The 24,347-nt window shown below is 62.5% G+C and carries 27 protein-coding genes and 1 pseudogene; 11 read left to right on the top strand and 17 right to left on the bottom strand.

The features are described 5' to 3' along the window. Position 1: 1 nt before the first annotated feature. Positions 2 to 298: a hypothetical protein gene (locus tag HCO70_RS10980; protein ID WP_172295807.1), complete on the top strand. Its 297-nt coding sequence runs from the start codon at positions 2 to 4 to the stop codon at positions 296 to 298. Here HCO70_RS10980 and HCO70_RS10975 read toward each other — a convergent pair. Then, positions 295 to 588, bottom strand: coding sequence for a TraR/DksA C4-type zinc finger protein (locus HCO70_RS10975; RefSeq protein WP_253913159.1), 294 nt, complete (start codon positions 586 to 588; stop codon positions 295 to 297). The genes HCO70_RS10980 and HCO70_RS10975 overlap by 4 nt on opposite strands. Before the next feature lie 130 nt (positions 589 to 718). Here HCO70_RS10975 and cysE point away from each other — a divergent pair, with 130 nt between their 5' ends. Next, entirely contained in the window at positions 719 to 1,528 is an 810-nt protein-coding gene (cysE, locus tag HCO70_RS10970; RefSeq protein WP_172295803.1) for a serine O-acetyltransferase, read from the top strand. A gap of 7 nt (positions 1,529 to 1,535) precedes the next feature. On the opposite strand, the gene HCO70_RS10965 is transcribed toward cysE, so the two are convergent. Continuing rightward, entirely contained in the window at positions 1,536 to 1,874 is a 339-nt protein-coding gene (locus tag HCO70_RS10965; RefSeq protein ID WP_371742187.1) for a carboxymuconolactone decarboxylase family protein, read from the bottom strand. A 179-nt stretch (positions 1,875 to 2,053) separates the two neighbouring features. Between HCO70_RS10965 and HCO70_RS10960 the strand changes: the two genes are divergently transcribed. Both HCO70_RS10960 and HCO70_RS10955 read left to right on the top strand, forming a co-directional pair. Further along, positions 2,054 to 2,371 carry a helix-turn-helix transcriptional regulator gene (locus HCO70_RS10960; protein ID WP_172295801.1) on the top strand — a complete coding sequence of 106 codons (318 nt, stop codon included), beginning with the start codon at positions 2,054 to 2,056 and terminating at the stop codon, positions 2,369 to 2,371. Then, positions 2,368 to 2,772 carry an SRPBCC domain-containing protein gene (locus HCO70_RS10955; RefSeq protein ID WP_172295799.1) on the top strand — a complete coding sequence of 135 codons (405 nt, stop codon included), beginning with the start codon at positions 2,368 to 2,370 and terminating at the stop codon, positions 2,770 to 2,772. Before HCO70_RS10960 ends, HCO70_RS10955 begins: the two co-directional genes overlap by 4 nt. A gap of 17 nt (positions 2,773 to 2,789) precedes the next feature. On the opposite strand, the gene HCO70_RS10950 is transcribed toward HCO70_RS10955, so the two are convergent. The 5 genes from HCO70_RS10950 to HCO70_RS10930 all read right to left on the bottom strand — a co-directional run bounded on the left by HCO70_RS10950 (position 2,790) and on the right by HCO70_RS10930 (position 7,293). Then, a complete protein-coding gene (locus tag HCO70_RS10950; RefSeq protein WP_172295797.1) occupies positions 2,790 to 4,124 on the bottom strand; it encodes a pyruvate dehydrogenase complex dihydrolipoamide acetyltransferase in 1,335 nt (444 codons plus the stop codon). Positions 4,125 to 4,128: 4 nt separating this feature from the next. Continuing rightward, a complete protein-coding gene (locus tag HCO70_RS10945; RefSeq protein ID WP_172295795.1) occupies positions 4,129 to 4,368 on the bottom strand; it encodes a hypothetical protein in 240 nt (79 codons plus the stop codon). A gap of 30 nt (positions 4,369 to 4,398) precedes the next feature. Further along, entirely contained in the window at positions 4,399 to 5,766 is a 1,368-nt protein-coding gene (locus HCO70_RS10940) for a pyruvate dehydrogenase complex E1 component subunit beta (protein ID WP_172295793.1), read from the bottom strand. A 34-nt stretch (positions 5,767 to 5,800) separates the two neighbouring features. Then, complete coding sequence (gene pdhA, locus HCO70_RS10935) at positions 5,801 to 6,817, bottom strand: pyruvate dehydrogenase (acetyl-transferring) E1 component subunit alpha (protein ID WP_172295791.1); 1,017 nt, start codon at positions 6,815 to 6,817, stop codon at positions 5,801 to 5,803. A 173-nt stretch (positions 6,818 to 6,990) separates the two neighbouring features. Continuing rightward, positions 6,991 to 7,293: a septum formation initiator family protein gene (locus HCO70_RS10930; RefSeq protein ID WP_172295789.1), complete on the bottom strand. Its 303-nt coding sequence runs from the start codon at positions 7,291 to 7,293 to the stop codon at positions 6,991 to 6,993. A gap of 115 nt (positions 7,294 to 7,408) precedes the next feature. Here HCO70_RS10930 and HCO70_RS10925 point away from each other — a divergent pair, with 115 nt between their 5' ends. Further along, positions 7,409 to 9,010 carry an acyl-CoA dehydrogenase family protein gene (locus tag HCO70_RS10925; protein ID WP_172295787.1) on the top strand — a complete coding sequence of 534 codons (1,602 nt, stop codon included), beginning with the start codon at positions 7,409 to 7,411 and terminating at the stop codon, positions 9,008 to 9,010. A gap of 3 nt (positions 9,011 to 9,013) precedes the next feature. Here HCO70_RS10925 and HCO70_RS10920 read toward each other — a convergent pair whose 3' ends face one another. From HCO70_RS10920 to HCO70_RS10910, 3 genes are all read right to left on the bottom strand, one after another. Further along, positions 9,014 to 9,538, bottom strand: a complete 525-nt coding sequence (locus tag HCO70_RS10920; RefSeq protein WP_172295785.1) for a VPLPA-CTERM sorting domain-containing protein — start codon at positions 9,536 to 9,538, stop codon at positions 9,014 to 9,016. A gap of 189 nt (positions 9,539 to 9,727) precedes the next feature. After that, positions 9,728 to 10,276, bottom strand: coding sequence for a peptidylprolyl isomerase (locus tag HCO70_RS10915; RefSeq protein ID WP_172295783.1), 549 nt, complete (start codon positions 10,274 to 10,276; stop codon positions 9,728 to 9,730). Beyond that, positions 10,269 to 10,775: a peptidylprolyl isomerase gene (locus HCO70_RS10910; protein ID WP_172295781.1), complete on the bottom strand. Its 507-nt coding sequence runs from the start codon at positions 10,773 to 10,775 to the stop codon at positions 10,269 to 10,271. Before HCO70_RS10910 ends, HCO70_RS10915 begins: the two co-directional genes overlap by 8 nt. Before the next feature lie 136 nt (positions 10,776 to 10,911). Here HCO70_RS10910 and pgk point away from each other — a divergent pair, with 136 nt between their 5' ends. The 4 genes from pgk (at position 10,912) to HCO70_RS10890 (ending at position 15,121) form a co-directional block, all read left to right on the top strand. Next, complete coding sequence (gene pgk / locus HCO70_RS10905) at positions 10,912 to 12,102, top strand: phosphoglycerate kinase (RefSeq protein ID WP_172295779.1); 1,191 nt, start codon at positions 10,912 to 10,914, stop codon at positions 12,100 to 12,102. A 67-nt stretch (positions 12,103 to 12,169) separates the two neighbouring features. After that, a complete protein-coding gene (locus HCO70_RS10900; RefSeq protein WP_172295777.1) occupies positions 12,170 to 13,759 on the top strand; it encodes a hypothetical protein in 1,590 nt (529 codons plus the stop codon). A 160-nt stretch (positions 13,760 to 13,919) separates the two neighbouring features. Beyond that, positions 13,920 to 14,849 carry a class I fructose-bisphosphate aldolase gene (locus HCO70_RS10895; protein ID WP_172295775.1) on the top strand — a complete coding sequence of 310 codons (930 nt, stop codon included), beginning with the start codon at positions 13,920 to 13,922 and terminating at the stop codon, positions 14,847 to 14,849. A 53-nt stretch (positions 14,850 to 14,902) separates the two neighbouring features. Further along, entirely contained in the window at positions 14,903 to 15,121 is a 219-nt protein-coding gene (locus HCO70_RS10890; protein ID WP_172295773.1) for a tautomerase family protein, read from the top strand. A gap of 2 nt (positions 15,122 to 15,123) precedes the next feature. On the opposite strand, the gene HCO70_RS10885 is transcribed toward HCO70_RS10890, so the two are convergent. Next, positions 15,124 to 15,552 (bottom strand): cupin domain-containing protein, encoded by a 429-nt coding sequence (locus tag HCO70_RS10885; RefSeq protein ID WP_172295771.1) that lies wholly within the window; start codon positions 15,550 to 15,552, stop codon positions 15,124 to 15,126. A 44-nt stretch (positions 15,553 to 15,596) separates the two neighbouring features. Between HCO70_RS10885 and HCO70_RS10880 the strand changes: the two genes are divergently transcribed. After that, positions 15,597 to 16,673 carry an FAD-binding oxidoreductase gene (locus tag HCO70_RS10880; RefSeq protein WP_172295769.1) on the top strand — a complete coding sequence of 359 codons (1,077 nt, stop codon included), beginning with the start codon at positions 15,597 to 15,599 and terminating at the stop codon, positions 16,671 to 16,673. A 45-nt stretch (positions 16,674 to 16,718) separates the two neighbouring features. Here HCO70_RS10880 and eno read toward each other — a convergent pair whose 3' ends face one another. The 4 genes from eno to HCO70_RS10860 form a co-directional block, all read right to left on the bottom strand. After that, complete coding sequence (eno, locus tag HCO70_RS10875; protein ID WP_172295767.1) at positions 16,719 to 17,993, bottom strand: phosphopyruvate hydratase; 1,275 nt, start codon at positions 17,991 to 17,993, stop codon at positions 16,719 to 16,721. Positions 17,994 to 18,070: 77 nt separating this feature from the next. Continuing rightward, the gene (locus HCO70_RS10870) at positions 18,071 to 18,970 is read right to left on the bottom strand and encodes a DMT family transporter (RefSeq protein WP_371742186.1); all 900 of its coding nucleotides are present in this window, start codon (positions 18,968 to 18,970) and stop codon (positions 18,071 to 18,073) included. Next, a complete protein-coding gene (locus tag HCO70_RS10865; RefSeq protein ID WP_172295765.1) occupies positions 18,967 to 19,383 on the bottom strand; it encodes a Fur family transcriptional regulator in 417 nt (138 codons plus the stop codon). The genes HCO70_RS10870 and HCO70_RS10865 overlap by 4 nt, the downstream gene beginning before the upstream one ends. Before the next feature lie 460 nt (positions 19,384 to 19,843). Continuing rightward, complete coding sequence (locus HCO70_RS10860; RefSeq protein WP_172295763.1) at positions 19,844 to 21,091, bottom strand: sodium:proton antiporter; 1,248 nt, start codon at positions 21,089 to 21,091, stop codon at positions 19,844 to 19,846. A 170-nt stretch (positions 21,092 to 21,261) separates the two neighbouring features. On the opposite strand from HCO70_RS10860, the gene HCO70_RS10855 reads away from it, so the two are divergent. Next, positions 21,262 to 22,086, top strand: a complete 825-nt coding sequence (locus tag HCO70_RS10855; RefSeq protein ID WP_371742185.1) for a DMT family transporter — start codon at positions 21,262 to 21,264, stop codon at positions 22,084 to 22,086. 56 nt (positions 22,087 to 22,142) lie between these two features. Here HCO70_RS10855 and HCO70_RS10850 read toward each other — a convergent pair. Both HCO70_RS10850 and HCO70_RS10845 read right to left on the bottom strand, forming a co-directional pair. Further along, a pseudogene (locus HCO70_RS10850) lies at positions 22,143 to 22,685 on the bottom strand (endonuclease/exonuclease/phosphatase family protein); the annotation flags it as partial. 202 nt (positions 22,686 to 22,887) lie between these two features. Continuing rightward, positions 22,888 to 24,324 (bottom strand): YdiU family protein, encoded by a 1,437-nt coding sequence (locus tag HCO70_RS10845; RefSeq protein WP_172295761.1) that lies wholly within the window; start codon positions 24,322 to 24,324, stop codon positions 22,888 to 22,890. Positions 24,325 to 24,347: the final 23 nt, after the last annotated feature.

Below are 24,347 nucleotides of genomic sequence, written 5' to 3'. Positions count from 1 at the left end.
TTTGCGGCCGGTATTGCATGGGGACCTGATTGCAGCGGCGCGGGTCCTCTACGGGGTACCGGTTCCGGAACGTGGGGCGGTTCTGGGCCGGTTAATGCGCGCGGCGGGGTGGGCGGATCGGTTTCGCCGCCACCACCGCCGCGCGCATCCCGTCTGGGGGGATGGCAGTCTGATGGCGGCGGCGCTTTCGGAAGGTCCGCCGCCGGAGCCATCATTGGAGGATGCGGATTACTGCCTGTGTCTGGCGCAGGTCCTGCAGGAAGTGGCCGCATGCGGTGGACAGGTTCGGGAGTACTAGCCGGCCGCGCAGGAAACGCATATCGGGACGGTCGGGTCGAACTCCAGCCGCTTAAGGTCGATTTCCTCGCCACAGCCGATGCAGTAGCCGTATTCATCCTCGTCAATCCGGATGAGTGCCGCGCCGATGCGTTGCCGCATTTGCGCGCGGCGCGATGCGGTGGCCTTCGCCATTGCCTGTTGCTGCATGGCGTCCATGCGTGACAGGCGACCCACGGATTGCTGGTCCAATGTGACGGCTTTCTGACCGTCCGAGCCTGCGGAATCCTGCGCATCCAGATCCTCCAGCATTTCCAGCAGCCTTTGCCGGAACCGGGATATCTGCGACTCATTCATCCTTGGAATTTACTCCATCACGCCTTTGCGTTTGTTCCGGCGTACCTATTTGGTGTAAAACGCTCGCGCATTGGAGGGAAGACCGATGGCAGAAACGCGCAAGGCAGTCGCTGAACTGGACCCGGTCTGGAGCCGGATTCGAAGCGAAGCACAGGATGCCGTGGCGGCGGAGCCGCTTCTGGGCGGTCTGGTGCATTCGTCCATCCTGCACCACCCGTCTCTGGAGCGGGCGCTGGCGTATCGCATCTCGCTGAAGCTCGCATCCGGCGAGATGTCGGAGCAGATCCTGCGGGAGATCGCGGATGAGGCCTATGGCGCGGACCCGTCGCTCGGCCAGTCGGCGCGGGCGGATATCGTCGCGGTCTACGAGCGCGACCCGGCCTGCCACCGGTTCATGCAGCCCGTGATGTACTTCAAGGGCTTCCAGGCGCTGCAGGCGTACCGGGTGGGCCACTGGCTATGGCGTCAGGACCGCAAGGACCTTGCCTATTTCATCCAGATGCGCGTGTCCGAAATGTTCGGTGTCGACATTCATCCCGCCTCCAAGGTCGGAAAGGGGATCATGATCGACCACGCGCATTCCATCGTGATCGGTGAGACGGCAACCGTTGGCGACAACGTGTCGATGCTGCACTCGGTGACGCTGGGTGGCACCGGCAAGGAAGAGCAGCGGCGGCATCCGACGATCGAATGCGGCGTGCTGATCGGTGCCGGTGCGAAGGTGCTGGGCAATATCACCGTGGGGTCCTGCAGCAAGATCGCGGCGGGTTCGGTGGTTCTGCACGACGTGCCCAAGCGCAAGACCGTCGCCGGTGTTCCGGCGAAGGTCGTGGGCGAGGCCGGGTGTGACCAGCCGTCGGTGATGATGGATCAGTTGCTGAACGGCGAACTCTGATCGCCGTTCAGTCGTCGATAAGCTGATCGTAGGCTTCCAGCGCCTTTACTCCGTACATGTAGGCCGGCCCGCCGCCCATGACGATTGCCACGCCGATGGTCTCGGCGATGTCGTCGCGGTTTGCGCCGGCCTTGGCAGCGGCCTGGACATGGAAGCCGATGCAGTCCACGCACTGCTTCGAAATGCCGATGGCCAAGGCGATCAGCTCCTTTTCCCGCCTGGTCAGTGCGCCTTCGGCCATGCCGCCGCGATGCATGGCGGTGAAGCCTTTGGCGGCGTCCTCGTGCGTCTTTCGAAAGGCGGCGAGGTTGTTGCTGGTATCTTCCAGGTGCTCTTTCCAGTCCACTGTTCTCAATCCATGTGCTGAATGCGTCTTCGCGCGGTAGGTATGCCGTGGAGCGGGCCGGCGCCTTGCGCTGGATCAAGCCGTTATGCCGCGGCGGACCGTCCGCAAGGAGCGGTACAGGCCAGAGGAAACGTGTCGGAAAAAGTTGACATGTCGGAAATATCCGACATGATATCCGCATGAGTCGAGAGCACGTCTTTTCCGCACTTTCGAACCCGGTCCGCCGGGAATTGCTGGAGTTGCTGATCGAGGGGGAGGAAACCCCCGGCAGGTTGGCGGAGAGTTTCTCTCTCAGCAGGTCGGCAGTGTCCGAGCATCTGTCGATCCTGCGCGAGGCGGGCCTTGTGACCGAGGAAATTATAGGGCGTGAACGGCTTTATTCGCTGAACGTGGAGCCTTTGCGGCAGATCAGCAGCTGGCTGCGCCCGTTCGAACACTACTGGCAGCAGCGTCTTGCCGCACTCGGTGCAATGCTGGAAGAGGATGACGAAGAATGACGACGACCACCGAGACCGTGACAGTTATCCAGCGTATCGCGCGTCCGCCGGAAAAGGTGTGGGCGGCACTGGTCACCCCGGAACTGCTGGCGAAATGGTGGGGCGCGGGAGATATCCGGCCCGAGGTTGGCCATTGCTTCACAATGGACATGCCGCAGTGGGGGCAGGTGCCTTGCGAGGTACTGGAGGTCGTGCCCGAGCGGCGGCTCGTGTTCACCTTTCACGACTGGCGGCTGGTCTGGACGCTGGAACCTGTCGAGGACGGCACACTGCTGCGCCTGGATCACGAAGGGTTCGACATGGAGAACCCGCAGCACCGGTTCGCCCACGAAAACATGGGAAGGGGCTGGAAATCGGCGGTGCTACCGAGGCTGGCGGCTCTGGTCGAAGGGGGCGCCTGAGCGGCGCCCCTTGGCACTTAGGCCAGCATCGCGACCGGATTTTCGAGGTTTTCCTTGATGGCGGCCAGAAGCTCTGCGCCGAGGGCGCCGTCGATGACACGGTGATCGACGGACAGGGTCACGGACATCACCGTCGCCACGCCGACTTCGCCGTCATCCTTCACCACAGGCTTCTTCACACCCGCGCCGACCGCGAGGATTGCGCCGTGGGGCGGGTTGATGACGGCGTCGAAGTTGTCGATGCCGTACATGCCGAGATTGGAGATCGCGAAGGACCCGCCGACATACTCATGCGGCGCGAGTTTGCGGTCGCGGGCGCGCGCAGCGAGGTCCTTCATCTCGGCGGACAGCGCCGACAGCGTCTTCTGGTGAGCGTCCTTGATTACCGGAGTAAACAGGCCGCCATCGATGGCCACGGCCACCGCGACATCGGAAGGCTTCAGCTTGATGATCCGGTCGCCGGCCCAGACGGCATTGGCGGCCGGGACCTCCTGCAACGCGTTCGCGCAGGCCTTGATGATGAAGTCGTTGACCGACAGTTTCACGCCCTTCGATTCCAGCTGTTTGTTCAACTGGCTGCGGAATTTCAGCAGGTCGTCGAGATATATGTCCCGGCGCAGGTAGAAATGCGGGATTGTCTGCTTGGCCTCGGTAAGTCGGCTGGCGACCGTGCGGCGCATGCCGTCGAGCTTGACCTCTTCGTAGTCGCGGCCTTCGTACATCCGGACCACCTGCTCGTAGCCGGGACCGGCGGGCATGGCGCCGGCGGCGGCAGGTGCCGCGGCAGCCGGCTTTTCTTCTGCCTTCGCGGGCGCAGCGCCGGGTTTGGCGGCTTCGACATCCGCCTTGACGATGCGGCCCTTGGGGCCGGAGCCCTTGATCTGGCTGAGATCGAGCCCCTTGTCCTCGGCGATGCGGCGCGCGAGCGGCGAGGCGAAGATACGTGTGCCGTCGGCGGCTTCGGGGGCTGCCGGGGCAGGTGTGGTGGATTTCTCCGGACCCGATTGTGCCTCTTTCGGTGCGGGTGCGGCGTCCTTGTTTTCCGGCTCAGACGAGGCGGCAGGTTTGGAAGAGCCCGACGACCCCTCCTTGATATCGTCGGCGCTCTCGCCATCGTCGAGCAGCACCGCGATGGGCGTATTCACCTTCACCCCTTCGCTGCCTTCCGCGACGAGGATCTTGCCGACGGTGCCTTCGTCGACGGCCTCGAATTCCATCGTCGCCTTGTCGGTCTCGATCTCGGCCAGCAAGTCGCCGGAGGAGACCGTGTCGCCCTCCTTCACCAGCCATTTCGCCAGCGTGCCTTCCTCCATCGTGGGGCTGAGGGCGGGCATCAGAATCTCTGTTGGCATCTCTTTACTCCTCCACGAGCGACAGCCGGTCGAACGGCGCGCGTATCCGTGTGTCGCCACGGGACAATTTGGTCAGGGCTTTCTCGATCTGGCTGCGGTGCAGGGCGATCCACTTGTAGACGTCCTCGTGCTCGGGCCGGGGACCGGACTTGAGCAGCCACTCCGTCACCAGCGTTTCGGGCACCAGGCCGCGGATCGTGCGGCCCTTTGCCTGAAAGCTGACGCGGTAGGCGCCTTGTTCCATGTCTATCCCGTGGACCTCCACCGCATATCCTCAGCGATAGGTGACGGCTTTCACCGCGTCGATGACTTCCTTGGTCGATGTCAGCGCCAGCTTTTCCAGGTTCGCTGCGTATGGCATCGGGACATCCTTGCCGGCGCAGTTGATGACCGGCGCGTCAAGATAGTCGAACGCCTCCTGCATCAGCACCGCCGAGATGTGGTTGCCGATGGAGCAGACGGGGAAGCCTTCCTCCACGGTCACGCAGCGGTTGGTCTTCATCACCGATTTCACCACCGTGTCGGTATCCATCGGGCGGATGGTGCGCAGGTCGATGACCTCAGCTCCGATGCCTTCCTTGGCCAGTTCATCGGCGGCTTCCAGCGCGTAGTTCATGCCGATGCCGAAGCTGACGATGGTCACATCGTCGCCCTCGCGCCAGATCCGCGCCTTGCCCAGCGGAACCGTCCAGTCATCCATCACCGGCACGTCGAAGGACCTGCCGTACATGATCTCGTTTTCCAGGCAGATCACCGGGTTCGGGTCGCGGATCGCGGATTTCAACAGACCCTTGGCGTCTGCGGCGGAGTATGGCTGAATCACCTTCAGACCGGGGATTTGCGCGTACCAGGCGGCGTAGTCCTGGCTGTGCTGGGCACCGACGCGGGCGGCGGCGCCGTTGGGGCCGCGGAACACGATGGGACAACCCATCTGGCCGCCGGACATGTAGAGCGTCTTGGCAGCCGAGTTCACGATCTGGTCGATGGCCTGCATCGCGAAGTTGAAGGTCATGAATTCGACGATCGGCCGCAGACCGCCAAAGGCCGCGCCGACGCCGAGACCGGCAAAGCCATGCTCGGTGATCGGCGTGTCGATGACGCGCTTGGCAGAGAACTCGTCGAGCAGGCCCTGCGTGATCTTGTAGGCGCCCTGGTACTCGGCGACCTCCTCGCCCATGACGAAGACATTCTCGTCGCGGCGCATCTCTTCGGCCATGGCGTCGCGCAGAGCTTCGCGGACCGTGGTCGATTTCATTTCGGTGCCCGCCGGGATCTCTGTTTCCTCGGGAACCTTCACCTCGACCGGGGATTTCGCCTGCGCCGGGGCAGGGGCTTCCTCGGCCTTCGCCGGTGCGTCTTCGGCGGGCGTGGACGAGGCGGATGCCTCGCTCATGTCCTCGCCTTCTTCACCGATGACGGCTATGGGCGTGTTCACCTTCACACCCTCGGTGCCTTCGGCGATCAGGATCTTGCCGATCACCCCCTCGTCGACGGCTTCGAATTCCATCGTCGCCTTGTCGGTCTCAATCTCGGCCAGGATGTCGCCGGAAGATACGGTATCCCCCTCCTTGACCAGCCATTTCGCCAGCGTGCCCTCTTCCATGGTGGGGCTCAGAGCCGGCATCAGGATTTCCGTCGCCATTTATTCGGCCTCCGCAATCGCTTTGATCGTCAACTCAGGCAGCCTGCCCCTCGGGCAGCTCCTTGGCATAGATGTCGGTCCACAGTTCCTCGACCGCCGGTTCCGGGCTTTCCCGGGCGAAGTCTGCCGCGTCGTTGATGATGTCCTTGATTTCCTTGTCGATCGCTTTCAGGTCGTCCTCCGACGCGTGCTTGCCGTCGAGGATCAGTTTGCGCACGCCCTCTATCGGGTCGCGTTCCTCGCGCATCTTCTGCACTTCCTCGCGGGTCCGGTACTTGGCCGGGTCCGACATGGAGTGGCCGCGATAGCGGTAGGTCATCATTTCAAGGATGTAGGGGCCGTTGCCGTCGCGGCAGTGCTTCACCGCCTTTTCGCCTGCGGCTTTCACCGCAAGCACGTCCATGCCGTCGACCGCCTCGCCCGGCATGCCGTAGGCCGCGCCGCGTTCCCAGAAGTCCTTGGACCGGGTCGCGCGTTTCACGGCGGTGCCCATGGCGTACTGGTTGTTCTCGATCACGAAGATCACCGGCAGATCCCAGAGTTCGGCCATGTTGTAGGTTTCGGCCACCTGGCCCTGGTTCGCCGCGCCGTCGCCGAAATAGGTGAAGGTGACGTGGTCCGTGCCCTTGTACTTCTCGGCGAACGCCAGACCCGCGCCGATCGGGACGTTTGCGCCGACGATGCCGTGGCCGCCGTAGAAGTTCTTCTCTTTCGAGAACATGTGCATCGAGCCGCCCTTGCCTTTGGAGTAACCTCCCTCGCGGCCGGTCAGCTCTGCCATCACGCCTTTTGGGTCCATGCCGCAGGCCAGCATGTGGCCGTGGTCACGGTAGGTGGTGATGCGGTTGTCACCTTCCTTCGTCGTTGCCTCGAGCCCGACGACGACGGCCTCCTGGCCGATGTAGAGGTGGCAGAACCCACCGATCAGCCCCATGCCGTAGAGCTGGCCGGCCTTTTCCTCGAACCGGCGGATCAGCAGCATTTCACGATAGTAGTGGAGCAGGTCCTCTTTCGAGGCAGCGGGTTTCTTCGCACGACTGCGGGTGGCCATTTCGGCGTCTCCTCCCTCTTGCGACAGATAGTTTAGTATTAAACAATCCCATACCGCACGGCGCTGGCGAAATCGACCGCATTTTTCGCTGCGTCACGCCAAGCTGCTATGCGCCGCGCGAATATGTGTGGCGGGACAGCATGATTTCCAGAGAATTTAGCAGTTTTCGGAGATCAGCGCAGGATCACTTCGTCGCTGCGCACCATGCCAAGCACCTCGCGCGCCTGCTGGTCCAGCAGGTCGAGGTCAAGGTAGTCGTCGGACAGCCGCCGGGTCTTGTTTCGCAGAACCTCGACCTCGGCGCGCAATTCCTTCGCTTCGGCTTTCAGTTCCTGCGCCTCTGCTTCGATCTGAATGCGGCGGAACAAGCCGTAATCGCCCTGCACGCTGGCAAAGGTGAAGTAGCCGCCAAGGCAGAAAACAACCGCGAAAAACACGATCACACTTAACGCCGGAGTCTTGCGGGGTCTGCCCATCACGTGCCTCATTGCCGCCTCTTGCGGGCGGTCCTCGGGCAACATCGCACATCGATTCGCCTTTGTGAATCCCATAAATTCAATGCATGTTGCGGTTGAATCAAATGTGATCGCCATGTCTGCCCCCCGTTCCGAACTTCAGACCCATCAGGTGGAGAACCAGCCCGCGCCAAGGGAGATATCCCTGTGGGATGATGACCTTCCGATGCGCGAGGCGATTGCGGCGAATAACGGCAATGAAGTCGCAGTTAAGGCCTATGCGGAAACGCTTTCGGACCCGGAAATGCTGGAGGCGGGCCGCGCCGCAAACCGTTTTCCGCCGGAACTGAAGCTCTTTGACCGCGGCGGCCGGCGGCTGGACGAGGTGTCGTTTCACCCGGCGTATCATCAGCTCATGCAAGCGGGTCTGGAAGCCGGCTATTCAGCGATCGCGTGGGAGGGCGGATCGGGCGGGCATGTCGCCCACGCCGCCATGGTCTACCTTCTCAGCCAGGTCGAGCCGGGCACGTGCTGCCCGATGACGATGACCTACGCGGCGGTGCCTGCGCTGGCCGGATCGGACCTGGCCGACATGTGGCTGCCGAAGCTGACCGCGCGTGCCTATGATCGGTCCACCGAGCCCGTCACGCAGAAGTCCGGTGCCACCCTCGGCATGGCGATGACGGAAAAACAGGGCGGTTCGGACGTCCGCGCCAACACCACTCGTGCTGAACCGAATGGCGACACCTATCGGCTAACCGGTCACAAATGGTTCTGCTCGGCGCCAATGTCCGACGGGTTCCTGACACTGGCTCAGGCACCCGGCGGACTGACCTGTTTCCTGGTGCCGCGCTGGTTGGAGGGAGAGCGCAACGCGATCAGCCTGATGCGGCTGAAGGACAAGCTTGGCAATCGGGCGAATGCGTCTTCGGAGATCGAATACAACGGCGCGCTCGCACACAGGATCGGCGAGGAAGGGCAGGGCGTTCGCACCATCATCCGCATGGTGCATCATACCCGTCTCGACACTGCCATGGCGCCGGCCGGCCTGATGCGTGCCGCATTGGCGGAAGCCGCCTATTGGTGCCGCCACCGCACCGCCTTTCAACGCAAGCTGATCGATCAGCCGCTGATGCAGACCTTGCTGGCCGACCTCGCACTCGATGCCGAAGGCTCGCTGGCACTCGGCCTCCGCGTCGCCCGAGCCTTCGATGAGCGCGACGAAGCATTCGCTCGCATCGCGGTCGCGCTGGCGAAATACCTGTCGAACAAGCGCGCGCCCGGCATGATCTACGAAGCGATGGAAGCGTTAGGGGGCATGGGCTATGTCGAGGATACGCCGCTGCCGCTTCTTTACCGCGAGGCGCCTTTGAACTCGATCTGGGAAGGGTCTGGTAACGTTATCTGCCTCGACATCCTGCGCACTCTGGCGCGCGATCCGGATGCGGGCGAAGCGCTGGCGCAGGCGCTCGATGCGGGGAAGGGTTCCGACAGCCGCTACGACGCCGCGCTTTCGGACCATCGGACGCGCTGGTCGTCGCTTCCGCCAGAGGCCGAGGCTCGTTTCTTCGCAGAGCGCACAGCAACGCTTCTGACTGCTGTCACTCTCATGGAGACGGCTCCCGCTGTTGCGGGGACGTATCTCGCGACGCGGCTGACCTTCGATCGCGGTCTTACTGCTGGCGCTGTGTCCGCTGTAGACACAGCGCAACTTTTGGATCGTGTGCTGCCCGGCTGAACGCTAGGCGCGGCGTCGCCGAGTCAAGCCAAACACGCCAAGCCCTGACAGAAGAAGAAGCACGGATGCGGGCAGAGGGACCGCGGCAGTTTCGATGACGTAGTGCCCGCCGGGACCGTTTTCCAACGTTTCGAGGTCGATCATCTGGAACGTATATTCATCGGGAGGGCCCAGGATGACCTTCTCGAAAAACACTTCGCAGTTAAGTGGTTCGCAGACACCCTGTGCGGCGGAGTTGAAGAACCGCGCGAAGATACCCTCAGAGGGACCAGTCAGGTCGTTGGTAACGGGACGGTACTCGGGATTGTCCAGCGGATCGAATGTATCGAACGTGACCCCGCCAATCACGAAATTTGCCGCGGTCACCTGACCTCCGGCAGCCGGTGCTTCGAATGTGCCGAGAAAATTGCTGAAATCGTCGAACACCTTGAAGGTTGACGCCATTGCAGATGCACCGACCGTTGAGAGCATACATGCAGCGGCAAAAGCTACACCCGCTTGGCGGGGTAATGTGCGAATTGAATTCATGAGTATCTCCAAAATCAGTTGGGTCGAAAAAAAACATGTGTTGTTCACGAGAATCTGTGTGCAATCAATCAACAAAGGATACACTCAGGTTGCCCTTACGGCAAGAAAACGACGCTAACGATTTTGAATGATGAATTCAGTGACCGACCCAGCAGATGGGCCGGTCAAAGCTTTTAAGGCCTCAAAGGGTTACTCGATCACTTCGACATCCGCCATGACGTCCGGCTGACCGATCACCGCTCCGTTGGGTCCTTCGCCAAGCTTGATCGAATCCAGTACGTCCAGCCCGGAAGTCACCCGACCCACCACGGTATATTGTCCGTTCAGGTGCGGTGCCGGGGCGAACATGATGAAAAACTGCGAGTTTGCGGAGTTCGGGTCCGCGGTGCGCGCCATGCCCACGACGCCACGCTCGAATGATTCGCCGGAGAACTCGGCCGGAATGTCCGGCATCTCCGACCCGCCGGTCCCCGCGCGGTTCATGTCGCCGCCTTCGAGCTTGCCGAACTGGCCGTCACCGGTCTGCGCCATGAAGCCGTCGATGACACGATGGAACACCACGCCGTCGTAATAGCCTTCCTCGGCCAGGGCCTTGATCTGGGCGACGTGCTTCGGCGCCAAGTCTTCCAGCAGATCGATTTCGATCACGCCGTTGGCCTCGCCCTCGACAGTGATCCGCAGGCCCGTGGCGCCCGCCGGGGCGGCCAGCAGGCAGAGTGCAAATGCAAGTTTACGCATCGGCCGCAACCTTCATGCTGAGCATCTTGTCCGGATTCGCCGGTGGTTCGCCGCGCATGATTGCGTCGACGAACTCCATTCCTTCGATCACGCGGCCGTAGACGGTGTACTGCCGATTCAGGAAATGGTTGTCCGAGAAGTTGATGAAGAACTGCGAGTTCGCGGAGTTCGGATTCTGCGACCGGGCCGCGCCCAGCGTGCCGCGGTCATGCGGGATGCCGGAAAATTCGGCCGGAAGGTCCGGCTTGTCCGAGCCGCCGGTGCCGGCACGGCGAAGGTCGAAGTTGTCTTCGGTATTGCCATGCGCAACGTCGCCAGACTGTGCCATGAAGCCGTCGATCACCCGGTGGAAGATCACGTTGTCATAGGCGCCGGCGCGGGCCAGTTCCTTGATCCGCGCGCAATGCTGGGGGGCGATGTCGGGCAGCAGCTCGATCGCAACGGTGCCGTCCTTCAATTGGATCAGGATGGTGTTCTCTGGGTCTTTGTACTCTGCCATGGGATCCTCACCTAAAAGTCGGCGGCAACCTAGGGGCTGTCGCCCCCAAGGGAAAGGCGCAATCGTGTGATCCCTTGCGCGTGCTGCCTCAGGCGCTAGACGTGTTAACAAGATTGCGGCGCATCAGGAGGCCCCCATGAGCTGGAAGACCATTGACGACATGGAAATGGACGGAAAGGTCGTCCTGACGCGTGTGGACATCAACGTGCCCGTGGAAAACGGGCAGGTGACCGACACCACCCGGATCGACCGCATCGTACCGACGGTGAAGGACATTCTTGCAAAGGGCGGCATGCCGGTCCTGATGGCGCATTTCGGCCGTCCGAAGGGGCAGGTGGTGCCGGACATGTCGCTGAAACAGGTCGTTCCGGCGCTCGAGGCGGCGCTCGGTCAGTCCGTGACCTTTGCCGAAAGCTGTATCGGTGGTCCTGCGAAGACGGTCGTTGCAGCGATGAAACCCGGCGAGGTCGTTCTGCTGGAAAATACCCGCTTTCATGCCGGTGAAGAGAAGAACGACCACGTGTTTGCGGCGTCGCTTGCAGCACTTGGCTCAATCTACTGCAACGACGCGTTTTCTGCCGCGCACCGCGCCCACGCCTCGACCGAAGGCATCGCACGCCTGCTGCCCTCCTGCGCCGGACGCCTGATGCAGGCGGAACTCGAAGCGTTGCAGGCGGCGCTTGGCGATCCCAAGCGGCCGCTCGTTGCCGTGGTCGGCGGCGCAAAGGTGTCCACCAAGCTGGAACTGCTGGGCAACCTGATCGAGAAGGTGAACACGCTGATCATCGGTGGTGGCATGGCCAACACATTCCTTGCCGCCAAGGGCATCGATGTCGGCAAGTCGCTGGCCGAGCATGATATGGCCGGCACCGCGAAGGAAATCCTCGATAAGGCATCCGGCAGCGGCTGCACCATCCTGTTGCCCTCCGACGTCGTGATTGCCAGGGAATTCAAGGCGGGTGCGGACAGCGAGGTTGTGGCCGCCGATTCCTGCCCGTCAGACGCGATGATCCTCGATGCCGGGCCGGCGACCGTGGTCGAGATCGGCGAGATTCTACAGGAAGCGAGCACGCTGATCTGGAACGGGCCGCTTGGCGCCTTCGAAATTGCGCCCTTCGATGCCGCCACGGTTGCTGCCGCGATGAAAGCAGCGGAATTGACGGACGATGGCAAACTGATTTCCGTGGCTGGCGGCGGCGATACCGTTGCCGCGCTGAACAAGGCCGGCGTGGCGGAACGTTTCACCTATGTCTCGACCGCTGGCGGCGCGTTCCTTGAGTGGATGGAAGGTAAGACTTTGCCCGGAGTGGCCGCTCTGGAGGGTTGATTTTTAACACCTTTCCGAGTCCTATGCCCCTCGCCAAATCACTTCATTTGACGAGAGGATTTTCCGAATGCGCCGTCTGCTTGCAACCGCCGCCGCAACCGCACTCCTGCCTGCCGGAGCCATCGCCCAGGACAGGGTGACATTGTGGGACGTGTTCTCGCTCGACCGCATCGCGCAGTCGCTTGCGCAAAGCGGAATCCAGATGCTGCGCACGCAGATGGACCTGAAATACGGCGACCTCTCGGTGGACCTGCGCCGCAGCCGTGCGACCATGTCGGATATCACCGCCTGGCCCTTCTTCGACTGGGACGAAAACTTCGAGTGTGAGATCGGGATTGACCGGATCACCCTGCTGACGACGCCAATCGACACGGTCGAGCGGTTCAAGCTGACAGCGCGGGTATCCGGACTGACGCTCCAACCGGCCTGCCTGCCGGAAGAAGCGCGTGAGGGGCTGCAATTCGTCGGTCTCGACACAATCGAGGTGCCGCGCATGACGATAGACATCAATTACGGAATGCCGGCCTCCGACGCTTTGATCCACATCTTTGCAGACGTGACGGACGTCGCAACGCTCGATGTGACCGGGGATTTCGCCTATTTCTGGTTCGACGGACGCGATGACATGGAACAGCCCGAGCCGGTGTGGTTTCTCGATAGTGCCGTTCTGGAGATCGAGAACCGCGGCATCTGGGAGGCGGTTAAGGATCAGTTGCCGCCACCGATCACCGGCGAGGGTGCCGCGCTGACCATAGAGGGCATGCTGGGTGACGCGCTGATCGATCTGAACCGCAAGGCAGATCCCGAAACAAGCTCGATGACCGATGACCAGCGTGCCTTCGTCAAGTCGGCAGCGGAGGCGTGGCCCGCCTTTCTCGCGTCACCGGAAACCCTCGTGCTGGAGACAGGAATAGATGGAGATGTCTACATAGATATGTATGCCATCGAGGATGATCCGCGTGAACTCTTTACCGCCCTACGGCCGCGTGTTGCACTTGCACCGGCGCGGACAAGCGAACTGCTCTCCGTCGACCTGCTGACGCGGGCCAGCGGCGACGCTGCCGATGCGCTTTCGGACGAGGAGAAGCTCCAGGTGGGCGAAGCGTTGATCCTGGGAACGGGCGCTCCGCGCAATGTGGCGAAAGGGATGGATCTGCTTCAGCCGCTGGCAGAGGGCGGTAGTGGTGCCGCTGCGCTTTTGGTGGCCAAAGCACTGCTGCCGACTGAACCCGATGCTGCCTACCTGTGGGCACTGCGCGCGGGCGCGGCAGGTGAGACGGGCGCGACAGCTTTGCTTGATCGGCTGGAAAAGGACATGGCCTTTACCCGTGTTCTGGAACTACAGGCAGAGATCTCGGGCAGCGACGAACACCCGGGCTCGGCGCTCCGGACACTCAGCGGCATTCGTGAGCAGGCGACGATGCGGATGTCGGGCAACGGCTTGGCGCGGTCCTATGGCATCGCGGCGATGTGGGCGATCCTCGCGAAGGCGGCGGGTGATCCGGAAGCCTCCGCCATTGTCGATGAAATCGATGAACTTGTGCGGCTGGAAGGCGCCGAGGCGCGGGCCGCCTGGGCCGAGACCGAGTCAGCCTATGCCGATCTCGCAATGGAAGTCTGGATCGGCCAGAACCTGCCCGCGCGCTACGCGGAATAGTCCTTTTGCCAGGTGATCGGTCGGGCTTTGGGCACATTAGCCGGCGATACTTCGCAAAAAGCTCGCACCGCGGCATAGGTTAGCGCAACCAGAGATTGGCCTTCCCGCGCGCATTTCGTAGGGAAGTCCAGACAACGTCTGACGCAGAGGAGCCTCACCGATGAAAGCCACCGGTACCGTCAAGAAAATCCTTGCCAAATACGAAGGCGAAAATCCCGGGGTCAAAGGCAAGCTGTGCCAGATGCTGATGCACGGCAAGCTGGCTGGCACCGGCAAGATGATCATCCTGCCGGTCGACCAGGGGTTCGAGCATGGCCCGGCACGGTCCTTCGCGCCGAACCCGGCCGGCTATGACCCGCATTACCACTACCAGCTTGCCATCGACGCAGGGCTGAACGCCTACGCGGCACCGCTTGGCCCGCTCGAGGCTGGGGCCGACACCTTCGCCGGCCAGATCCCGACGATCCTCAAGGTGAACTCCGCGAACTCGCTGATGTCGGACACCGCCGGCAAGAACCAGGCTGTTACCGCCTCTGTCGATGACGCGTTGCGGCTCGGATGTGCCGCCATCGGGTTCACCATCTATCCCGGCTCCGACATGGCGCTCGACATGTTCGAAGAGATCGTGGAGATGCGGAAGGAGGCGGCCTCTAAAGGTGTCGCCACCGTGATCTGGTCCTATCCCCGCGGCGAGGCGATTTCGAAGGACGGCGAGACCGCCATCGATATCGGCGCCTATGCCGCCCATATCGCGGCGCTACTGGGCGCGCATATCATCAAGATCAAGCTGTCGACCGATCACCTGGAACAGCCGGAAGCCAAGAAGGCGTTCGAATCCGCCGGCATCGACATTTCGACCCAGGCCGCCCGCGTGTCCGAATGTGTCCGCTCTGCCTTCGACGGCCGCCGCATCATCGTCTTTTCCGGCGGTGCCGCGAAGGGCGCCGATGCGGTCTATGACGACGCCCGCGCGATCCGTGATGGCGGCGGCAACGGCTCGATCATCGGTCGCAACAGTTTCCAGCGTTCACGCGAGGACGCGCTGGATATGCTGGGCAAGCTGATCGACATCTACAAGGGCAAGGACTGAGCCTTTCGTGGCCGTCCCGTTCAGGGACGGCCATTTTCGTTCGGGAGGGTCTGATGCCGGCGATAGATATCCAGGTCCTGGAAGGCGTGTTCTCCGACGAGGAGAAGGCTGAGATCATTCGCAAGGTCACCGACGCTTTTGGTGATGTGGCGGGCAAAACGATACGCGCGGGAACCTCTGTCCGGATCCACGAGGTGAAAAGCGGCTCCTGGGGCTATGCCGGGAACGTGCTGACCACGGCGGATGCAAAGGCGATGCGAGACCGCGGCTGACCTCAGCCACGCGGAATGTCGAAGCCCGGGTCTGCCAGTTCAAACCCCTCGAACCGGAAAGCTGGCGACACCGTGCATCCGACAAGCGTCCAGGCGCCCGTCGTCTCTGCGGCCTGCCAGTGTCCCAGCGGAACGATCCGCTGCGGCGCCTCGGCGGATGCGAGGTTGGGCCCCAGCTTCCACGTTTTCGCCGGCCCGGCCTCCGTCGCAGCGATATGCAGGTTCAACGGCGATCCGGCGTAGTAGTGCCAGATCTCGGTCGCATCGACGCGGTGCCAGTGGCTGCGTTCTCCGGACTGGAGCAGGAAATAGATGCATGTTCCGGCAGGGCGTGCACCGTCCTCGGCCTCGGCAATCCACGTTTGCCTAAACCACCCGCCCTCGGGGTGAGGCGACAGGTTCAGCCGGTCGATGATCTCTTGCGCTTCCATGTCGGGACAGTAGCTTCGCCGGGACCAACAGGGAAGGTGTGGGTATGGTGGAACGCGTGGTAATCGTCGGGGCGGGGATCCTTGGTGCGATGGCGGCTTACAGGCTGGCACGGGCCGGGTACGCCGTGACGGTTCTCGATGCGGCCACGCCTGGTGGGGTGGCCACTGCCGCGACGTTCGGCTGGATCAACGCCAGTTTCTACCTTGATGACGCCCACCACCGGCTGCGGGTAGAGGCGATTGCCGCCTGGCACCGCCTGCAGGCGGAGTTGACAGGACTGCCGGTTGCCTGGCCGGGGTGTCTTTGGTGGGAGGAGAGTGGTGCGGATTTCGACGCCATGGAAGCACGGCTGACGGCGCTGGGGTATCCACTCGAGCGATGGAATAGCGATCAGGTATCGAAGGCAGTTCCCGGCCTCGGCGAGGTGCCGGAGGCCGCGCTGCATTTCCCCGGCGAGGGCGTCGCCGAGGGCACCGGGACGGCGCGTTATGTCCTGCACGCAGCAGCTGATCTAGGTGCTCGTATCATTGGTGGTACCGCCGTGCGCTCCGTGGAAACGGACAACGGCCGTGTCACCAGCCTTCGGCTCGCGGGCGGAACGATCCCGGCTGACCACGTCCTGATCGCCGCCGGGCGGGGCAGTGCGGCTCTGCTGTCACCCTTTGGCATCGACATGGGGCTTCTGCCGCGCCCTGCCGTGACCCTGCGCACCAATCCGGTCGCTGCTGTCATGGACAGGCTGATTGTGCCGCCCGGTATGGAAATTCGGCAGGATGCCGAGGGCCGCATCGTAGCCCCGACGTCCCCGAAACATCAGGAGGACGCGACCGAGGAATTGCCGGAGACACCGGACAAGCTGGCGGACGCGACCATGGTGCGATTGAAACGCATGTTCCCCGGCCTTGACCTGCGTTGGGAAGATGCGCTTCTCGGCTGGCGCCCCATGCCCCAGGACGGCTTTCCCGCAGTAGGGCCGGCGGGGCCAGACGGGCTCTACGTCGCCGTGATGCACTCGGGCATGACGCTTGCCGCGCTCATGGGCGAGCTTGTTGCCGCCGAGATCGGCGGCAAGATGTCTGATTGGCTGCAACCGTACAGGTTGGAACGGTTCGTAACCTGACTGAACGACGAATGGAAGACGGGGCGCAATCGCCCCGCCGAAAAGTCAGCGCAGGATCGATGTTCCGGCGTATTGTGCCGTCTCACCCAGCATCTCCTCGATCCGGATCAGCTGATTGTATTTGGCCAGCCGGTCCGACCGTGCCAGCGAACCGGTCTTGATCTGCCCGCAATTGGTTGCCACCGCTAGGTCGGCGATGGTCGCGTCTTCGGTCTCGCCCGAACGGTGCGACATCACGCAGGTGTAGCTGGCGCGGTGTGCCATATCGACGGCTTTAAGAGTTTCCGACAACGTCCCGATCTGGTTGACTTTTACCAGAAGGGAGTTGCCACAACCGCGCTTGATCCCGTCTGACAGGCGGTCAGGGTTCGTCACGAACAGGTCGTCGCCCACCAACTGGATCTTGCCGCCGAGCGCATCGGTCAGCTTGGCCCAGCCGTCCCAATCATCCTCGGCCATGCCGTCTTCGATCGAGATGATCGGATAGTCGGCGACCAGCGATTGCAGGTAGGCCACGTTCTCGTCGGAAGTCAGAGTTTTCCCTTCGCCTTCCATGACATACTTGCCGTCCTTGAAATATTCGGTCGAGGCGCAGTCGAGCGCGATATAGACATGCTCGCCGGGCTTGTAGCTGGCCTTCTCGATCGACTTCAGGATGAAATCCAGCGCGTCGCGGGTGGAACCAAGCTCCGGCGCAAAGCCGCCTTCGTCGCCAAGTCCCGTCGACATGCCGGCGTCGGACAGCTCTTTCTTCAGCGTGTGGAAGATCTCCGAGCCCATCCGCACCGCGTCCTGCATCGTGTGCGCGGCCACCGGCATGATCATGAATTCCTGGATGTCGATCGGGTTGTCCGCGTGCTCACCGCCGTTGATGATGTTCATCATCGGCACCGGCAGGATGCGGGCAGAGGTCCCGCCTACATAGCGAAACAGCGGCTGCACACAGAAATCCGCGGCCGCTTTCGCCGCCGCCAGCGACACGCCGAGGATGGCGTTCGCCCCGAGCCGGCCCTTGTTGTCCGTCCCGTCCAACTCGATCATGGCGGCGTCCAGCGCCTCCTGTTCGGTAGCGTCGTAACCCACGAGCGCCTCTGCGATCTCGCCGTTGACCGATGCCACAGCTTCCCGCACGCCCTTGCCCTTGTACCGCGCCGGATCGCCGTCGCGCTTTTCGACCGCCTCATGCGCGCCGGTCGAGGCGCCGGATGGGACTGCGGCGCGGCCCATCGTGCCGTCTTCGAGGATGACGTCGACTTCGACCGTCGGGTTGCCGCGGCTGTCGAGGATTTCACGGGCGTGGATGTCGATGATGGTGCTCATTGGCGCGGTCTCCCTGCGTAAGACGAGTTGGTTTCCGCTATAGCAGGCGCGCCACGGATGTAAACGCGCGGGAGGTCTCAGGCGACCCGGCGACGGGCAAGTTGCCGCTCGCGCAGGAAAGTGTAGAGCCCGGCACACAGGATGATGGCAGCGCCGGTCAGCGTCAGTGCATCGGGCCGTTCACCGAAAACCAGTATGCCAAGGCCCATGGTGAAGATCAGTCGCGCATAGCGGAATGGCGAGACGACAGAGGCCGGCGCGACCCGCATCGCAGTGGTGATCGCGTAGTAACCCGTCGTGGTTACCACGATGGCGCCCAGTACCGGCCAGTGCGCTTCCATGTTGTAGACCGGCGGCGTGCCCATAAGCATCATCAACAGTGCACCGGCCGGCATCGTCGCCGCGAACCCCCATGTCGACAGCGTGACGGACGGCAGGTTCGCCGGCGCAAGCCGGGTTACCAGGTCGCGTAGCGCCAGTGCCGTCACACCCAAGACTGCGAAAAGCGCCAGAGGCGTGAACCCCTCCATGCCCGGCCGCACCACTAGCAACATGCCGACGATTCCCGCGGCCACTGCCATCCACCTCCGAGGGCCGACATCTTCCTTGAGGATCACGGCGGCGCCCACAGTCACCACAAGCGGCGCCATCTGCATGATCGCGGCAAAGACCGACAGGGGCACGTAGGCGATTCCGGTGATCAGGCCGATAGCGCCGATGACCTCGAAGAAGTTCCGCCACAGGACCATCGGATGCCGGGCTTCCGGCACGAACAGCTTTACGCCCTGCGCTTTGGCGATCAGCACGAAGAACAGGGTGCCGCCGATCGACAGGCCCAGCATCACCTGGCCCACCGGCAAACCGCGCGCGCTCAGCTTGATGAACATGTCGCTGACCGCCAGCAGAGCCATGGCCAGCACCATCAGCCCGATTCCGCGCAGGGCATGCGGTGGGGGCAGGGCGGTGGTCGTGCTCACCTCGGCGCCTTTTTGGGTACGCCGTAAAGCTCCAGCCTGTGTCCGCGAAGATCATAGCCGAGCTTTTTCGCGATCTTTTCCTGCAGCGCCTCGATTTCCGGATCGCAGAACTCGATCACCTCGCCGGTGTGCATATCGATCAGATGATCATGGTGCTCGCGATCCGCATCCTCGTACCGGGCCCGGCCATCGCCGAATTCCAGTTTCTCGATGATGCCGGCTTCCTCGAACAGCTTCACCGTTCGGTAAACCGTGGCAAGTGAGATCCTGGGATCAACGGCACTGGCGCGGGCGTGCAGTTCCTCGACATCCGGGTGGTCCGATGACGCCTGCAACACCGTCGCGATGACGCGCCGCTGCTCGGTCATCCGAAGCCCCTTGGCTTCGCATCGGTCCAGAATGGTGTCGGTCATCCGCATCTCCCCGTGTCCGGGTTATCTAGGCCAAGGACGGCGCGACCGGAAGACCGGATGCGCCCGCCGAGGTGCCACCCCAAAAAGATTGAACCCATGGCGCGCTGCCAACGACACATCTTCGAAGCCGCACATTGCGGTCACTGGGAAGGGGCGAGACAATGACGATCGTCATAACAATCCTGCTGATCGCGCTGGCCTGTTAACCCCTCGTCGCGGCGCTATCGCTGCTCCGATCCGGAGGAAGGAAGTGAGACATTTCAAGCAGAACGGATAGACCCGAAATCCATCAAGAGATGACCAGAACCTTTTCGATGACCTAATCATTTTCTTTTTCGATTGCTTGCCTGCCTGCCATGTCCCTTGTCCTTCAGGCAGAGCAGCCGGCGCTGGGCCTAGTCCTCCCATGCGCCCCACCGCGCGGCCGATAGTCTCTATGGCCGCGCGGTGTCTTTTCGGGTCAAACGAGATCCGGTTGCCGTCCGACACGCGCCGCAAGGCGTCCGACCGTCAGTCCCTGGACCACGATCGAGAACACCACGACCATGTAGGTGCAGGTCAGGATCAGCGGTTTCCATTCGCTATCGGGCAGACTCAGGGCCAGTGCGACGGAGATGCCGCCTTTCAGCCCGCCCCATGTCATGATGGGTATCGTGCCCTGCTCAAATCCACGAAATGGCTTCAGCATCAGCACCGGGATCGCGACTGCGGTCAGACGTGCCACCAACGACAGGACGATGGACAATACCCCGGCAACTGCAAAATCGAGCGAGAAGGCGACTGCAAAAACCTCCACACCGATCATCAGGAACAGCACTGCGTTCAGTATCTCGTCAATCAGCTTCCAGAACGCGTCGACATAGCGCCGCGTTTCCTCGCTCATCCCGTGGCGCGCGCCGATATCGCCGATCAGCAGACCTGCGCAGACCGCCATGATCGGCGCCGAGACATGCAGGGCCACGGCCAGTTCATAACCGCCGAAAGCGAGGCCAAGCGTCAGCAGGACCTCCAGCGAGTAGTCATCGATCTGCCGCATGACGCGAAACACAAGCCAGCCAAGGACCACGCCAAGAACCGCACCACCAACGGCTTCGCGCAGGAACAGCATTGCGGCGCCCTGCAGACCCTCGGCGTGGTGTTCGCCGCTGGGAAAGGCCAGCCCGACCAGGATCAGGAAAACGACATAGCCGACCCCGTCATTGAACAGCGATTCCCCTGCAATCTTGGTTTCCAGCGATTTCGGCAGATGCGCCTCGCGCAGAACGCCCAGTACCGCCACCGGGTCGGTGGGCGAGATCAGCGCGCCGAAGACCAGCGCGACAAGCAGGGGCGTACCGGTGACCCAGCTGAAACCGACGCCAGCCACAGCCGTCGAAAGGGCGACGCCAATTGTCGCCATCAGCACAACCGGCCGCCACTGATCCCGAAGGTCGGCAACCTTCACATGCAACGCACCAGCGAACAGCAATAGCCCCAACATCCCGTCCAGCAACGCGTCGGAGAACTCGATCTGGATCACCTCTGCCCGGATCGCGCTGGTCATGTCGATGCCGGGCAGCAGCGCATCCAATCCCATCACGGCAAAAGACGCGACCAGTGCGACGACAAGAATGCCGATAGAGGAGGGCAGGCGCAGGAACAGGTAGTTCACCGCGCCGAACGCACCGGCAAGAACGATCAGAAGTGCTGCGATCTGGAGTGCCGTCATGATCTTGCCCCTGCTTGGTTTTTCCGGTCCTGTAGCATGCAGACCGCCTTGCCGGAACTGCCGGAGTTGTGCGGAGGCGGAGGAACATGCAGCGCAAAGACAACATCGACGCCTTCGGGGCGGTCGCCCTGATCGGTTTTTCCGGGCTTTTGGGGCTGAACTAGGTCGTGGTGAAGCTGGTCAACCTGGGCCTGCAGCCGGCTTTCAACGCGGGCCTGCGTTCGCTGTTTGCCGCGCTGGTGTTGGCGGCTTGGATGCGAATGCAGGGGCGTTCCGTTGCGGTGGCGCGGGAAACGATTCCTTCGGGCCTGCTGGCCGGGGTCCTGTTCGCGGCAGAATTTCTTCTGCTCTTCATCGCTATCGACCTGACGACCGTCGCCCGAGTATCGGTCATGTTTTACACGATGCCTGTCTGGCTTGCGGTCATGGCGCATCTTCTCGTGCCCGGCGACCGGCTAAACCTGCGCAAACTTGTAGGTCTTGCGCTTGCAATGGGTGGCGTGGCCTGGGCGATCCTCGACAGGCAGCCCGGCGGCGGCGGAAGCCTGGCGGGTGACCTTATGGCTCTGACGGCAGCCCTCGGATGGGCCGGCATTGCCATCATCGCAAGGACGACGCCCTTCGCCCGGATCGATCCGGAAATGCAGCTGATGTGGCAAGTGACGGTGTCCGCCGTGCTGCTTCTGTTTGCCGCGCCTTTCTTCGGACCGCTATTTCGTGAATTCGTGCCGTGGCACCTGGCTGGCTTCGCCTTCCAGGTCGGCGTCGTCTCAATCGGCTTCGTGGGCTGGTTCGTGCTGCTAAAGATTTACCCGGCGTCGGGCGTCGCGTCCTTCGCCTTCCTTGCCCCGGTTTTCGGAGTGGTCTTTGGCTGGCTGATCTTGGGCGAAACGGTACGCTGGCCACTCTGGGCGTCGCTCGCGCTCGTTGCCGTCGGTTTGACGCTAATCAACCGGCCGTCCCGCGCCGCGATGTCAGCCCAAACCGGCAAGTGATCCGAAGCCGTCCGCGCCGGCTGACTTTCCACAACGCCTGCATCGCGCAGTTCCAGGCCGTTGCTCAAAGCGATCCGGTCCAATGCGGCGATGGGGCGTGCGGCGTGAAAACTGCGGCCCGGCGAATACACGTGGAACCGATCGTCCAGTGCCTCCAGCCCGACCTGCCGCCACTCGTTGAAATCGCCAAGGATCACTGTCGGGATGTCGTCGTCGAAACGATGGGCGATCTTCGCCAGCTGCCGTCGACGGTCACTTCGCAAAAGCCCAAGATGCACGCCCACGATCCGGAGCGCGTTTCCGATTTCAACCGCGACCGCGCCACGCGGCTCGGTTCCGGGCAGGTCGATATGATGGACAGCGCTCGCCTCCAGCCCTTCCCTCAAAAGAACCGCATTGCCGTGCCAGCCGAGAGACACGGAGTTCCGCGCCAGCGGCACGAAATCGAAGTCCGTCTCGGCCTCGACCATTTCGTGGGGCAGAGCTGCCGGACGCGCTCCCAGACGCTTGTCGACCTCCTGCAGCACGACGACGTCAGCCTGCAGATTGTTGATGACGTGGATGATCCGGCCCGGATCCCTGCGACGGTCCAGGCCCACGCATTTGTGGACATTGTAGCTAGCCAGTCGCACCCGTGCCGATCCGATCCTTTCGCTTTACATCGTATCTAGGCAATGCAGCGCGCGATTGCAAAACCGGGAGGGAGGTGCCCGCCACCGCATGGTGGATTGGTCGATGCCGTGGGTTTCCTCTGGGCAACCGCTATTCCGCGCCGGTCTGCGCGGTGCAAAGCTGCCGCGTTCAGGTGCCACAAAAGGTCCGGCGAACTTCCTGCTCCGGGCGAGGTGGCGCAGCGAAATCGCTATTATCTGGCGCTAGGTCGAAGGGGCGATACAATACGTCATTCAACTTGAAGAATGGCGCATAATTCCCCTCGACGGCAGCGGAAATCATTTCCTCTACCCGGTGGTTGCGCGGGATCACCGCCGGATTCGCCCGGCGCATCAGTGCCTTCTGAGTTGCCGGGTCCGCCCCGTCCCGATCCAGCCGGGCGCTCCATTCCGCAGCCCACTCCGCGAGCACCGGATTTGTGCTCAGAAAACCGTCAGCATCATCGGTCAGCGCCCGGAAGCTGTTGGTGAAATCCATCCCGGCCTCGGCCATGTGTGTCAGCAGCCGGGCGATCAGGTTTGCATCCGCTTCTTCCTCGCCGGACAGACCCAATTTGCCCCGGAATACCCGCAGCCAGGCCGCCGCATAGAGATCCGGAAATCGGTTTACGACCTCTGTCGCCTTGTCCACTGCGATGTTGGTGTCTTCATCGATCACCGGCAGCAGTGCTGTCGCCAGTTGCGCGAGGTTCCAGATCGCGATCTCTGGCTGGCGGCCATAGGCATAACGGCCCATGTGATCGATGGAGCTGAAGACCTTTCCCGGATGATAGGCATCCATGAAGGCGCACGGCCCGTAGTCGATGGTTTCGCCCGCGACATGGGTATTGTCGGTGTTCATCACGCCATGGATGAACCCGACACCCATCCACTGCGCCACAAGGTGCGCCTGACGCTCGACCAGTGCATCCAGCATGCCGAGCGGTCCGTCGATCCCGGGATAATGCCGCTCGATGACATAATCCATCAGCTTTCGGATGGCATCGATGTCGTTCCGGGCGGCGAAATACTGGAATGTGCCGACCCGGATATGGCTCGACGCGACGCGGGTCAGGACGGCTCCGGGCAGCTGCCTTTCGCGGATTACGGGTTCACCCGTCGCCACGGCGGCCAACGCTCGGGTCGTCGGTATGCCGAGCGCATGCATTGCCTCCGACACGACATATTCGCGCAATACCGGTCCAAGCCATGCACGGCCATCTCCCCTACGAGAGTAGGGTGTAGGTCCGGATCCCTTCAGCTGAAGGTCGCGGCGTACTCCCTTGGAATCTATCACTTCGCCAAGCAGAATCGCGCGCCCGTCGCCAAGCTGCGGATTCCAGCCGCCGAACTGATGACCTGCATAGACCTGCGCCAGAGGATCGGCCCCATCGGGAACTGCATTGCCAGCCAGTGCCGCAACGCCTTCATTCGACCGTAACGCTTCCGCGTCGAGCCCCAGTTCTTTCGCCAAAGCGGCATTAAGTGCGATCAGCGAAGGTTCTGCGACGGGCGTCGGCGCGACGCGCGTGAAGAACCGGTCCGGCAGTTTGCCATAGCTGTTGTCGAAAGGGACATGCAGAGTCATGCAGATAAGGTAAGTCTCGTGGC

The organism is Pseudoruegeria sp. HB172150 (assembly GCF_013184805.1).
GTDB lineage: Bacteria > Pseudomonadota > Alphaproteobacteria > Rhodobacterales > Rhodobacteraceae > Psychromarinibacter.
This window is presented reverse-complemented; position numbering and strand designations above follow the sequence as displayed.